14 protein-coding genes are annotated in these 11,945 nt (G+C 55.9%); 9 read left to right on the forward strand and 5 right to left on the reverse strand.

Going from position 1 to position 11,945, the window contains the following annotated elements:
• Positions 1 to 15: 15 nt before the first annotated feature.
• A complete protein-coding gene (locus IFT53_RS00160) occupies positions 16 to 861 on the forward strand; it encodes a 23S rRNA (adenine(2030)-N(6))-methyltransferase RlmJ (protein WP_192063785.1) in 846 nt (281 codons plus the stop codon).
• On the opposite strand, the gene IFT53_RS00165 is transcribed toward IFT53_RS00160, so the two are convergent.
• Positions 862 to 1,818: a lysylphosphatidylglycerol synthase domain-containing protein gene (locus IFT53_RS00165; protein ID WP_192063784.1), complete on the reverse strand. Its 957-nt coding sequence runs from the start codon at positions 1,816 to 1,818 to the stop codon at positions 862 to 864. It abuts the gene before it with no gap.
• Positions 1,819 to 2,025: 207 nt separating this feature from the next.
• On the opposite strand from IFT53_RS00165, the gene IFT53_RS00170 reads away from it, so the two are divergent.
• Together IFT53_RS00170 and IFT53_RS00175 are read left to right on the forward strand one after the other, a co-directional pair.
• A complete protein-coding gene (locus IFT53_RS00170; RefSeq protein ID WP_192063889.1) occupies positions 2,026 to 2,754 on the forward strand; it encodes a ribonuclease T2 family protein in 729 nt (242 codons plus the stop codon).
• A gap of 21 nt (positions 2,755 to 2,775) precedes the next feature.
• On the forward strand, positions 2,776 to 3,372 hold the full coding sequence (locus IFT53_RS00175; protein WP_192063783.1) for a glutathione S-transferase: 597 nt from the start codon (positions 2,776 to 2,778) through the stop codon (positions 3,370 to 3,372).
• A gap of 59 nt (positions 3,373 to 3,431) precedes the next feature.
• Here the strand turns inward: IFT53_RS00175 and IFT53_RS00180 are convergent, their stop codons facing one another.
• The gene (locus tag IFT53_RS00180; protein ID WP_042618574.1) at positions 3,432 to 4,091 is read right to left on the reverse strand and encodes an outer membrane protein; all 660 of its coding nucleotides are present in this window, start codon (positions 4,089 to 4,091) and stop codon (positions 3,432 to 3,434) included.
• Positions 4,092 to 4,459: 368 nt separating this feature from the next.
• On the opposite strand from IFT53_RS00180, the gene IFT53_RS00185 reads away from it, so the two are divergent.
• The 5 genes from IFT53_RS00185 to IFT53_RS00205 all read left to right on the forward strand — a co-directional run bounded on the left by IFT53_RS00185 (position 4,460) and on the right by IFT53_RS00205 (position 8,721).
• Complete coding sequence (locus IFT53_RS00185; protein WP_192063782.1) at positions 4,460 to 5,227, forward strand: SDR family oxidoreductase; 768 nt, start codon at positions 4,460 to 4,462, stop codon at positions 5,225 to 5,227.
• Complete coding sequence (uvrC, locus tag IFT53_RS00190) at positions 5,224 to 7,266, forward strand: excinuclease ABC subunit UvrC (protein ID WP_192063781.1); 2,043 nt, start codon at positions 5,224 to 5,226, stop codon at positions 7,264 to 7,266. The genes IFT53_RS00185 and uvrC overlap by 4 nt, the downstream gene beginning before the upstream one ends.
• 101 nt (positions 7,267 to 7,367) lie before the next feature.
• Positions 7,368 to 7,955 (forward strand): CDP-diacylglycerol--glycerol-3-phosphate 3-phosphatidyltransferase, encoded by a 588-nt coding sequence (gene pgsA / locus IFT53_RS00195; protein ID WP_042618577.1) that lies wholly within the window; start codon positions 7,368 to 7,370, stop codon positions 7,953 to 7,955.
• Positions 7,955 to 8,209 (forward strand): molybdopterin converting factor subunit 1, encoded by a 255-nt coding sequence (gene moaD / locus IFT53_RS00200; protein WP_192063780.1) that lies wholly within the window; start codon positions 7,955 to 7,957, stop codon positions 8,207 to 8,209. The genes pgsA and moaD overlap by 1 nt, the downstream gene beginning before the upstream one ends.
• A 2-nt stretch (positions 8,210 to 8,211) precedes the next feature.
• Positions 8,212 to 8,721, forward strand: coding sequence for a molybdenum cofactor biosynthesis protein MoaE (locus IFT53_RS00205; protein WP_192063779.1), 510 nt, complete (start codon positions 8,212 to 8,214; stop codon positions 8,719 to 8,721).
• Here IFT53_RS00205 and IFT53_RS00210 read toward each other — a convergent pair.
• The 3 genes from IFT53_RS00210 to IFT53_RS00220 all read right to left on the reverse strand — a co-directional run bounded on the left by IFT53_RS00210 (position 8,695) and on the right by IFT53_RS00220 (position 10,683).
• Entirely contained in the window at positions 8,695 to 9,288 is a 594-nt protein-coding gene (locus IFT53_RS00210; protein WP_192063888.1) for a methyltransferase domain-containing protein, read from the reverse strand. The two genes, IFT53_RS00205 and IFT53_RS00210, sit on opposite strands and share 27 nt — an antisense overlap.
• A gap of 179 nt (positions 9,289 to 9,467) precedes the next feature.
• Entirely contained in the window at positions 9,468 to 9,890 is a 423-nt protein-coding gene (gene ndk, locus IFT53_RS00215; protein WP_042618581.1) for a nucleoside-diphosphate kinase, read from the reverse strand.
• A gap of 100 nt (positions 9,891 to 9,990) precedes the next feature.
• Positions 9,991 to 10,683 carry a glutathione S-transferase family protein gene (locus tag IFT53_RS00220; protein ID WP_192063778.1) on the reverse strand — a complete coding sequence of 231 codons (693 nt, stop codon included), beginning with the start codon at positions 10,681 to 10,683 and terminating at the stop codon, positions 9,991 to 9,993.
• A gap of 217 nt (positions 10,684 to 10,900) precedes the next feature.
• On the opposite strand from IFT53_RS00220, the gene IFT53_RS00225 reads away from it, so the two are divergent.
• Entirely contained in the window at positions 10,901 to 11,941 is a 1,041-nt protein-coding gene (locus tag IFT53_RS00225; RefSeq protein WP_244656212.1) for a GGDEF domain-containing protein, read from the forward strand.
• Positions 11,942 to 11,945: the final 4 nt, after the last annotated feature.

Consider the following 11,945-nt stretch of genomic DNA (forward strand, 5'->3'; position numbering starts at 1 on the left):
AAGGCATCGGCGCGCATGAACTATCGGCACATATACCACGCAGGCAATTTCGCCGATGTTCTCAAACATGCGGTCATGGCGCGGCTCGTTCGCTATTTGCAGAACAAGGACAAGGCATTTCGCGTGCTGGATACGCATGCGGGCATCGGCCTTTACGACCTGTCTTCGGTCGAGGCGCAAAAAACCGGCGAATGGCAGACCGGGATTGGCAAATTGCTGGAAGCAGACCTGCCGCCAGCGGTGGCGGAGCTGTTGGAGCCATATCTCACAGCCGTGAGAGAGCTCAATCCTGAAGGCGGGCTTCAGTTCTATCCCGGCTCGCCAAAGCTTGCGCGCATGCTGTTTCGCCCGCAGGACCGCCTGTCTGCGATGGAACTTCATCCCGAAGATTTTCGCGCCTTGTCCCGACTGTTCGAAGGCGATTACCAATCGCGTGTGACGGAACTTGATGGCTGGCTGTCGCTGGGCGCGCATCTGCCGCCGAAGGAAAAACGCGGGCTTGTGCTGGTCGATCCGCCATTTGAAAAAGAGAATGAATATGAGCGGTTGGCGGAAGGCCTTCACAAGGCTTATCGCCGGTTTTCAACCGGTACCTATTGCCTGTGGTATCCGCTGAAAAAGAGCGCGCCGATCAAGGATTTCCACGAACAGCTTCAGTCCTACGATATCCCGAAGATGCTGTGCGCCGAGCTTTCGGTGCGCAGCGACCGTGTGGAAGGCTTGAGCGGCTCCGGCCTTATCATCGTCAATCCTCCCTTCACATTGAAGGAAGAGCTGCACGCCATGCTGCCAGTGCTGAGAGCCACCATGGCGCAGGATCGTTATGCCTCGCACCGCGCATTCTGGCTGCGCGGCGAATAGTTATTTAAGCTCTGTCTCTCGCTCCTCCCGCTCTGCCGCTGCCAGTTGTGACCTCTCGAAAAAGAGGATGATGAACAGGCCGATGACAAAGGGAATGATGAGGTAGAACAGGCGAAACACTAGCAGCGCCGCAATCACATCTGCCGGGTTCATATCCGGCAGACCGGTGACGAACACCAGCTCCAGAACGCCCAGACCGCCGGGCGCATGAGAAATCAGCGCTGCGGAAAACGATATCAGGAAAATCCCCAGAACCACCATGAATCCGGGATTTCCAGCGTCCGGCAGGGCGAAATAGATAATGCCTGCGGCACCAAGAAGTTCGATGGGGCCAATGACGAGCTGCTGTATGACCAGATGCGGAGCTGGATAAAACAGCGTGAATGAGCCGATCTTCAGTGGCCGCAGCTTCAAGAGGCTGCCGAGCAGGTAGAGCCCCGCAATACCCAGCAGAAGAACGCCCGTCGTGGCCGATGCCTCGACCGGGAGAACACCGACAAAACGTTCTGTGATTTCAGGTTCATACACCAGAATAAAGCCCATCAGCATGATGGTGCCGATGGCAAAGGTGAAGGAACACAGGGCGACGAGGACGCCGATTTCCGAGACGCTCAACCCCTTTGACGTATAGGCCCGGTAACGAACGACAGCGCCTGAAAACACCGACGCGCCGACATTATGCGAAAGCGCATAGGTGGTGAACGATGTCAGCGTTATGAAAATCCAGCCGACTTTGCGTTTGAGATGCTGAAGCGCAATCCGGTCATATCCCGCCAGTGCCGAATAGGCCACCAGCGTGCACAGGCCCGACATCAGCCAATGATGGGGATCGATGGCAGCCAGACTGCCCCAGACATCATCAAGCGAGAGATGGCGCAACTCCTTATAGAGAAGCCATACGGAGAACCCGATCGTCGCCACGCCCACCAGGGGCCAGATGTATTTTTTCAATTTCATACGGACATGCCTGGATTCACTCCCCACCCGACAGTTTGGCCTTTTGCCGGATTCGCTGAGCTTATTCTTTATGCAAGCCCCGTTTCAACCATGACTATCATGAATGGTTGATTTTCGGTCGCCTGTTTGCCACAGGGTTGGGATGGTATAAAAGCCGATAGCGATCAAGTCTTCGTCATCATGGCTCTGGGGCATCAAGTGAACCCGATAAAACAATATGCCGGCATCATTGCCATGGGTGTCCTTGCTCTGGCAGCAGCGGGGTGGTCGATATTCTATCCGCATGGAACGGAAACTGCGCGCGAACCTACAACGACCGCAGCCACCGCAGCATCCCCGCGCCAGACTTTGCAGCCGCCCGTTGGTTCGGGATTCGATTTCTATGTCCTGTCCTTGTCGTGGTCCCCGGCCTTTTGCGCCAGTGATGCGGGCAAGAACAGCAGGCAGCAATGCGGAAGCGATCGCAAATATGGCTTCGTGGTGCACGGTCTGTGGCCTCAGAACGAAACCGGCTATCCCGAATTTTGCGGCGAGGACAAGAAAGAGCGCGTGCCGCAAGAGCTAGGGCGCGGCATGTTCGACATCATGCCATCCATGGGCCTCATCGGCCACCAATGGCGCAAGCATGGATCATGCAGCGGCCTTTCGCAGAAAGATTATTTCGACACTATTCGCGCCGCGCATCAGCGCGTGACCGTGCCGCAAGACCTGTCATCGGGCAACAGCAGCAAGACACTTTCCGCAGATGCTGTGGAAACCGCCTTCATTGGGGCCAATCCTGGCATGGTGAAACAGGGTGTCGCCATAAGCTGCGAAGGACCGCTACTCGAAGAAGTTCGCATCTGCATGAACAAGGATCTCAGCTTTCGCACCTGCCCGGAAGTGGACCGCAGGGGCTGCCGATCAAACACCACCGAAATCATTCCCATCCGCTAAAACCTTGAAGGTAGACCAAACATGGAACTCCTCTATTCCCCGGCATCCCCCTACTCTGCCAAAGTCCGAATGGCGTCACGCTATCTCGATATCGGCATCACCGACATCAAAGTCGACACCAGCGCGGAACCATCCACATTGCTTGATAACAATCCGCTGGGCAAAATACCGGTTCTGCTGCTGGATGATGGCGGATCGATCTATGACAGCGTTGCCATCATGCATTATCTGGACCGGGTGTCTGGCGGAAAACTCTATCCGAAGAAGCACGACAAGCGCACGGAAGCGGAAGTGCTGGAAGCATTGTGCGACGGCATTATGGATTGCCTGATTGCGATCGTTTACGAGCGTCGCTCACGCCCGGAAAACCTCGTACACCAGCCCTGGATCGACAAGCAGTGGTCGAAGGTTGTCAGAGGTCTCGATTACCTGAATGCAAACCTGCCCAAGACAGGAAAGAAGCTGCACGGCGGCCATTTCGCGCTGGCAGCAACAATCGGATATCTGGATCTGCGCTTTGCTGGCGAGTGGGCTGCTGGTCGCAAGACATTGGCCGACTGGCCCGACAAATTCGGCAAACGCTTCACTGCCTATGCCGAAATGAAAACTCCGGCCTGAAGGCCATAAACGAAAAAGCCGGGGCGAACCCCGGCTTTCAACATCAATCCCGGATGGGATTAGAACTTTACGCCGATACCAGCCTTAACGCTGTGATCGTCGAAGCCGCGAGATACGCTACCGGTATCCAGCGAGAAGTCCTTGTCCTGGTAATCGCTGTAGCGGTATTCAACGCGAGCCGTGATGTTGTTGGTAACCATGGCTTCAACACCGGCACCGACTGTGTAGCCGAGCGCTGTTGCGTTGTCGCTGGATGTGGAATTGCTGACCTTGTTGTCAGAAATTGCCAAACCACCTGTACCGTAGAGCAGGAACGGGTTCATGTCATAACCAACGCGAGCACGCAGCGAGCCGTTTACGCCCTGCTTGCCACGAAGCGCTTCGCCTGCACCGCCGGTGCCAGCAGAACCCTTCTCGTCGCCGAGGTTTACGTCTGCTTCAGCACCGTAAACGATCTGGCCGCTCTGCATGTTGTAACCGCCGTAGAGACCGCCACCGAAGCCGTCGGCATCACGATCGCCGCCGTTACCTGTGAAACGACCCCAGTCATAGTTGCCGGTCGCGCCGAGGTACGCGCCAGACCAGTTGCTGATCGGAGCTGGCTGCTCGTAGGCAACAGGTGCCTGCGGCACTTCGTTCACCGCGTCGGCTGCCTTCGCTGCCGAAAACGCCGCAGCTGCCATAGTGGTGGCCAGTAGTGTTGCAACGATAGTACGCATGCTATTCTCCTTCTATACCCGCGGGGTGCTCAAACACATATTCCCAAAACGCGGTGTAAAACAGTTTGTTCCCTTGCCCGACTGATGATCAAAATGATGGGTGAATGAGGAGATCACACAGCCAAAATGTGAATTGATTGGGGCACCGGCGTGACGGAAATGGGACGTTGCTAAAATGACACAAAAATCTATTAAGGATAACGAGTGGTTAACTTCAAAAATCGTCATTTTACATGTATTTAAATCAAATTACTTCGGACGTAACGTGAAGGCATAAATCTGTATAATCAGCGCATTCGCTGTTCAAAACTCGATGTTTCGACTTATATTCGCATGTAGAACACACAGCAGCAGGGCGTGAATCAGCTTTGAACGAGACTATACCAAAGACGGTCCTTATTACCGGTGCCGCACGCCGCATGGGGCGCGCGATAGCAGAGTATCTTGCTTCACAGGGGTTCGCGGTGGGCATTCATGCCCGCTCCTCACTGGATGAAGCCGAGGCGTTCGCTAACACAATAAGGCAAAATGGTGGTCGTGCTGCTGTTGTGCAGGCAGACCTTGAAAATTCCGCCTCGACGGAAACATTGATGGACTCAGCCCGATCAGCGCTCGGAACCATTGGAATTCTGGTCAACAACGCCTCGGTTTTTCAGCATGATTCCGCAGATGAATTCGACAGCGCCGCTTTCGATTCCCATTTCGCCGTCCACGTTCGGGCACCATCGATCTTGGGGGCAGCGCTTGTCCGGCAATTACCTGACGACATGTCGGGCCTGATCGTCAACATCATAGACCAGCGGGTGCTGGCGCTTACGCCGCGCTTCTACTCCTACACGCTCTCGAAATCTGCCATGTGGACTGCCACGAAAACCATGGCGCAGAGCTTTGCACCGCGCGTGCGGGTGAATGCCATCGGGCCCGGTCCATCGTTTAAAAGTGAAAGACAGGAGCCTGAGGACTTTCAGGCGCAGATCGACGCCCTTATATTAAAGCGTGGGCCGCAGCCGGATGAGTTCGGTCGCACCATTCGCTTTCTATATGACTCCCCGTCGATCACCGGCCAGATGATCGCGCTCGACGGGGGCCAGCACCTTGGCTGGGAAACCCCTGACGTGGCGGAGATACCTGAATGAACGGAAAGAAGCTGCCCGATGGCGGCGTTCTCTTCGATGATAATGACGATGATGAAGATGACGTAGCCTCCGCCACCAGTGAAGTGGTGTCGGAATACGCACCTGCATCCATGGACTGGAATGCGGGATGGAAAAACGAGTCCGGCCTGAAGGGCATGGATCTCATCGGCGAATTCGTCAAACACCTGCCCAACAATCCCGGCGTCTACCGCATGTTCAACGATGCGGGCGATGTTCTCTATGTCGGCAAGGCGCGCTCGTTGAAAAAGCGCGTCAGCAATTATGCGCAGGGTCGCTTCCATTCCAACCGCATCGGCCAGATGGTGCGGCTGACCACGCATATGGAATTTGTGACGACGCGCACGGAAATCGAAGCGCTGTTGCTGGAAGCCAACCTGATCAAGCGATTGCGGCCGCGCTACAATGTTTTGCTGCGCGACGACAAATCCTTTCCCTATATTCTCATTACAGCCGATAACCGCGCCCCGGCGATTTTCAAGCATCGCGGCGCACGTGCGCGGAAGGGTGATTATTTCGGGCCTTTCGCATCAGCGGGCGCAGTCGGCAGAACCATCAATTCCCTGCAGCGCGCCTTTCTCATTCGCACCTGCACGGACAGCGTTTTTGAGAGCCGGACGCGTCCCTGTCTTCTGCATCAGATCAAGCGCTGTTCCGCCCCCTGCACCCATGAGATCAGTGACGAGGGCTATGCGGAACTGGTGAAGGAGGCGAAGGACTTCCTTTCCGGCAAGAGCCAGAGCGTGAAGGCCACCATCGCATCCCAGATGAACGAGGCCTCTGACGATCTCGATTTCGAGCGCGCCGCCGTCTACCGCGACCGGCTTGCGGCGCTGTCGCATGTGCAGAGCCACCAGGGCATCAACCCGGCGGGCATTGATGAGGCAGACGTATTCGGCATTCACCACGAAGGCGGCGTGTCCTGCATTCAGGTCTTCTTTTTCCGCACCGGTCAGAACTGGGGCAACCGCGCCTATTTCCCAAAGGCAGACCCCTCGCTTCCCGGCGCTGAAATTCTGAGCGCGTTTCTGGCGCAGTTTTACGATGACAAGCCCGTGCCGAGGCAGATCCTGCTTTCGGAAGCCGTGGAGGAGCAAGAGTTGCTCTCTGCCGCCCTTGCGGAAAAAGCCAACCACAAGGTCACCATCTCCGTGCCGCAGCGTGGAGAGAAGAAAGATGTGGTCGATCACGTGCTTGGAAACGCGCGCGAAGCACACGGGCGCAAGCTTGCCGAGACATCATCGCAGGCTCGGTTGCTGAAAGGTTTCGCGGAAACCTTCGCCCTGCCCTATGTGCCTCGCCGCATCGAGATATACGATAACTCGCATATGATGGGCACCAATGCCGTGGGCGGCATGGTGGTTGCGGGGCCGGATGGCTTCACCAAAAGCCACTATCGAAAGTTCAACATCAAATCGACCGACATCACCCCCGGCGACGACTTCGGCATGATGCGCGAAGTGATGACGCGCCGCTTTTCGCGGCTGCTGAAGGAAGAAGGCAGACCGGACCGCACCCAGGTCACAGCGCCAGAAGACGCCGCTGACGCGCCCTTCCCCGCATGGCCTGATGTTATCCTCATCGATGGTGGCCAAGGGCAGATGACCGCCGTGCGCACCATTCTGGATGAACTCGGCATCCGCGATTGCGTGACCGCTATCGGCGTGGCGAAGGGCGTTGACCGTGATGCGGGCCGCGAGCGGTTCTTCACCGATACGCGCAGCGATTTTTCACTGCCACCGCGTGATCCCGTGCTGTATTTCGTCCAGCGCATGCGGGACGAGGCCCACCGTTTCGCCATCGGCTCTCACCGCGCTCGCCGCAAGAAAGAACTGGTCAAGAACCCGCTGGATGAAATCGGCGGCATCGGGCCCGGTCGCAAACGCGCCCTTTTGCAGCATTTCGGCACTGCAAAGGCGGTATCGCGGGCGGCACTGAGCGATCTGATGGCGGTTGGCGGCATTTCTGAAACGGTAGCGCGACAGGTTTACAATCACTTCCACGAGAGTGGTCGAGACTAAGTGCATGGTTTTGAGCGGTACCCGCAAAAAAACATAATAGGGTGTTGACGCTTGCTGCATAGGGCTGCATCAACGCTGTATCTCGAATGACAGGTTCCCCCATGGCTTCGCGCGCATACAACATCCCCAATCTCCTGACCTATGGCCGCATTCTGGCGGTTCCGGTGATCGTTCTATGTTTCTTCATAGAGGGGAAGCTTGAAAGTTCGGATTTTGCTCGATGGACGGCGTTGTGGCTTTTCATCATTGCCTCGCTCACCGACTTTCTGGACGGTTATCTGGCGCGTATCTGGAACCAGACATCGAATATAGGACGCATGCTGGACCCAATTGCGGATAAACTGCTGATTGCATCCGTGCTGCTCTTGCTGGCGGCGGATGGAACTATTGCTGGCTGGTCGCTCTGGGCTGCTATAACGATCCTGTGCCGCGAAATACTGGTCTCTGGCCTGCGCGAATATCTGGCGGCGCTGAAGGTTTCCGTGCCGGTCACGCAGATCGCAAAGTGGAAGACGACGATCCAGATGGTCTCAATCGCATTCCTCCTTGCAGGCCCGGCGGGTGACAAGGTGCTGCCCTACACGACCGAAATCGGCATTACCCTGCTTTGGGTCGCAGCCGCACTGACCATCTACACCGGCTATGATTATTTCAGGGCTGGCATCAAGCACATCGTGGATGCTGATTAATGGTTCACATTGTCTATTTTGCCTGGGTACGCGAGAGAATTGGCAAATCCGAGGATGATCTTGATCTTCCTGCCAGCGTGAAGACAGCGGGCGACCTGATCCAGTATCTGGTGACACTGGGCGAAGAATACGAAGCCGCCTTTGAATTTCCGGATGTAATCCGCGTCGCGGTCAATCAGGAACATATCGAGCATGATGAGAGCATCGCAGGCGCGCGCGAAATCGGTATCTTCCCGCCGATGACAGGTGGCTAGCCATGACGGTCGAGCCGACCATTCGTGTGCAGCAGCAGGATTTCGATGCGTCCGCTGAAGCTCGGCTGTTATCGCAGGGCGACAGAAACATCGGTGCCGTCGTGACCTTCACCGGTCTCTGCCGCGACGATGGCGGCACGCTATCAGCCCTTGAGCTTGAGCATTATCCCGGCATGGCGGAAGCCGAAATGCTGCGCATCGCCAAGCTTGCCATCGAGCGCTTCGAACTTCTGGGCCTCACAGCAATCCATCGCTACGGTCGTATCGAGACGGGCGACAATATCGTCCTGGTCATCGCCGCGTCCCGCCACCGGCAAGCCGCCTTCGATGGGGCGAACTTCGTGATGGACTATTTGAAGACTGCCGCCCCCTTCTGGAAGAAGGAGCATGGCAAAGACGGCACCGCAGGCGACTGGGTATCAGCCAAAGATACCGATGACGCTGCGAAGGATAAATGGCGCCAGCAGTCTGGCGCCTCTAAGACGCTAATATCTGACAGCGGTAACATGTAGCCAGTCCGTCGGCATTTTATCATACCCGCTGCCGGCTTCGGCTTTGATATCGATCTCAAGCCACTCAAGGGCGCCATAGACATTGGTCAACCAGTCTTGCGATGGATAATTGTAGTACCGGTCAAGCTGGTCTCGGCCTTCGGATTGCCCAGCCTTGAAGCTGGCATAGAACACTCCGCCCGGTTTCATCGCCCTGTGTATCAAGCTCAATATGCTCGGCAACTCCGCCTTGGGCGCATGCAAAAGAGACGCATTGGCCCATACACCATCATAGGCCGCCGTTTCATCCAGATCGCTGAACAACAGAGTATCTACGGGAATGTTCAGGCGCTGTGATGCCGCTTTTGCCATTTCTGGCGTGCCGTCTGTCGGGCGAACGTTAAATCCTTGGGCGAGCATAAATTCGCTGTCTTGCCCCGCCCCGCACCCCAGTTCGATAATAGCGGCCTTGGGTGGCAGGCGTTTAAGGAAAGCCTCGATATGCGGACTGTGTGGCTGACCTCTTGAGGTGTAGGCCTCGGATTCCTGCGCGTAAAAGCGAAGAGTTGTCTGGTCCAAAGTCAATATCGATCCCCCTGTCTACTGACCAAAATCCAATTGCTTTCAACCCTACATGGTTTTTAACAAACAAAAAGCCCGCGCATTTCGATCCCTTCAAAGATCGTAAATACGCGGGCTTTTTCGTTTCAGTTCAATCACTTAAGGCAATCGCCTTAGAGACCGATTCCGATACCTGGCAGATTGATTCAGCCGACGATTTCGGTTTCTGCGAACCAGTAAGCGATTTCCTGAGCTGCTGTTTCAGGAGCGTCAGAACCGTGAACGGAGTTTTCACCGATGGACAGAGCGAACTGCTTACGGATCGTGCCTTCGTCAGCGTTTGCTGGGTTGGTCGCGCCCATGATTTCGCGGTTCTTGAGGATTGCGTTTTCGCCTTCCAGAACCTGAACGATGGTTGGGCCAGATGTCATGCCTTCAACCAGTTCACCGAAGAAAGGACGCTCTTTGTGAACAGCGTAGAAGCCTTCTGCTTCGCGCTTGCTCATCCATACGCGCTTGGACGCGATGATGCGCAGACCGTTGTCTTCGAATACCTTGGTGATGGCACCAGTCAGGTTACGCTTGGTCGCGTCCGGCTTGATCATCGAAAAAGTGCGTTCAATCGCCATATCTCTATTCCTTATTCTTGGAGAAAGTGGGCGGTGTTTACCCGCCTGAGGGGCCGAAAACAAGGGGTATGCCGGGATTTGCCCACGTCTCCATCACATTTCACGCCGCTGTCACACTTCTTCCGCGCGCGCCGTGCAGATCAAGGCAACGCTCGAACCAGTCGCGGACTGCATCGTTCTTTCCGAACAGGTCCACGCCCGATGTGACACGCGCCCACTGGAGCGCGCCGAAAACAATATAATCGGCAAACAGCGCGGTATCTCCACCCAGAAATGGTTGTGATGCCAGCATCCGACGAATAGGCGCCAGCTTCTCCGGGAAGACTGCGATTTCGGCGTCGCGATCCGAGATCACATCTTCCAAGGTTTTCCCCAAAGCTTTGGTGCGGGTTTCACGGAAATATGCGCGGTCCGCCTCATCCAGCATGTCGTGAATATCGAGAACGGCAATCTTGACGATGGCCGGGTGCAATTGCGTTTGCGACCAGCTTTCGACGAAACGTGACAGGGCCTTGCCGCCCTCACCGTTAAACAGCGATGGCGCGTTTGGGTATGCCTCATCCAGATAGACTGCGATCTCGAAACTATCTTTCACCAACTCATCGCCATCGCGAAGAATGGGCACCGTTTTGGAAAAGCCGTTTTCCACGCCCGGTATTGCAGTGAAGGCCAATGGCCTTTCCTCGAAATCCAGCCCCTTATGGGCCAGAGACATGACAGCTTTCCAACAATGGGGAGAAAACGGGCGGGCGTCGTCACTGCCGCAGAGCGAGTACAGGGTTCTGGAAGTCATCGCAGGTCCTTCTCATGAGGTTTCGTCGCCATCAAATCACTGAAGGGGATCATGATCAAATGACTAGATGTCATGGAACCCATCACGCGCGAAAATATGCATTCATGAACAATGATGCCTGCCATTTATGGTATTTTAAAGCGTCGCGAACAATAGAATGCTGAACAAGCAACGTGCCGCGCCAATCGGCAGTTCATATTCATGGAGATGCGGGGGCATGGCTTCACAAACCGTCAGCACTATCAGGGACACATCCAAAGGCAGCCTTGTTGTGACGAAGGTGACGCAGTTCATCTCGAAAATGAACCTTGCGCCGCTGCCGCGTAATTACGAACTATTCTTTGAGGTGCTGAGCGGGCACAATGCAGCCATGGGCCAGGATGTGCTGGCGCTGGGCAATGCGCCGCAGCAGCATGACATCGACATGATCGGCCAGAAACACAATCTGCCCAGCTTTTCGCGCCTTGCGGCGTCGGAGGCGGCATCGGAAGCAGCGATCATGATCGCCCAGATCGCGGCGAGGCTCACGGCCGCTCTGGAGCGCTCCGATGCGCTTTTGACAAATCTAACCGACCGACCGCGGGAGCATGTCACGCCGGAATATCTGGCCGAGCTGCTTCTCGACGTTCATCACGAGCAGGCAAGTCTGCATAATTTCGTGCGACAGGGTCTGGAAAAAATCATTGATCAGGAAGAGCGCAGCACGCAGCTTAGGGCAGCATCACTCAAAGACGCCCTGACAGCATTGCCGAACCGCCCAGCCTTTCTGGGCAAGCTCGCAGACCTTTTCCAGGCAGAAACCAACACATCCGTCTGCCTCGCACTCGTGAATATCGATCATTTCAGGGACATCAACGAGAAATACGGCACCGTTGCTGGCAACAAGGCCTTGCGGCGACTGGCCGCCCTGTTTCGCAAATCGATCAAGAAAGACGATTTCGCAGCGCGGATCGAAGGCAATGAGTTTGCCTTCCTGTTTTCTGGCGTGTCACAAAACACGGCTCTCAGCATCGCCGAACGCCTGCGCCACACGGTGGAAAATCTTCGTTTCGCTAGCAGGGAAGGCGATGGCGAACGCCTCACAGTGTCCATCGGGGTGGCCGCTTCGGAGGGCACGATCAGCGCGGCGGAACTGTACGGAAATGCCGAGCTGGCACTTCTGACAGCTCGCAGCGGAGCTCGAAACTGCGTTGTTCCCTACAGCCGTGAAGTGGCTCAACGCTCCCGCAACAGTTACCTGCTACAGATCGGCGGATAAAAGC

Source organism: Rhizobium sp. CFBP 13644 (genome assembly GCF_014842165.1).
Taxonomy (GTDB): domain Bacteria; phylum Pseudomonadota; class Alphaproteobacteria; order Rhizobiales; family Rhizobiaceae; genus Agrobacterium; species Agrobacterium tumefaciens_C.

Excerpts from the sequence above, each read along its gene's own strand:
- IFT53_RS00160 (WP_192063785.1), top strand. The coding sequence starts at position 16 with ATGAACTATCGGCACATATACCACGCAGGCAATTTCGCCGATGTTCTC.
- IFT53_RS00165 (WP_192063784.1), bottom strand. The coding sequence starts at position 1,818 with ATGAAATTGAAAAAATACATCTGGCCCCTGGTGGGCGTGGCGACGATC.
- IFT53_RS00175 (WP_192063783.1), top strand. The coding sequence starts at position 2,776 with ATGGAACTCCTCTATTCCCCGGCATCCCCCTACTCTGCCAAAGTCCGA.
- IFT53_RS00180 (WP_042618574.1), bottom strand. The coding sequence starts at position 4,091 with ATGCGTACTATCGTTGCAACACTACTGGCCACCACTATGGCAGCTGCG.
- uvrC (WP_192063781.1), top strand. The coding sequence starts at position 5,224 with ATGAACGGAAAGAAGCTGCCCGATGGCGGCGTTCTCTTCGATGATAAT.
- pgsA (WP_042618577.1), top strand. The coding sequence starts at position 7,368 with ATGGCTTCGCGCGCATACAACATCCCCAATCTCCTGACCTATGGCCGC.
- moaD (WP_192063780.1), top strand. The coding sequence starts at position 7,955 with ATGGTTCACATTGTCTATTTTGCCTGGGTACGCGAGAGAATTGGCAAA.
- IFT53_RS00205 (WP_192063779.1), top strand. The coding sequence starts at position 8,212 with ATGACGGTCGAGCCGACCATTCGTGTGCAGCAGCAGGATTTCGATGCG.
- ndk (WP_042618581.1), bottom strand. The coding sequence starts at position 9,890 with ATGGCGATTGAACGCACTTTTTCGATGATCAAGCCGGACGCGACCAAG.
- IFT53_RS00220 (WP_192063778.1), bottom strand. The coding sequence starts at position 10,683 with ATGACTTCCAGAACCCTGTACTCGCTCTGCGGCAGTGACGACGCCCGC.
- IFT53_RS00225 (WP_244656212.1), top strand. The coding sequence starts at position 10,901 with ATGGCTTCACAAACCGTCAGCACTATCAGGGACACATCCAAAGGCAGC.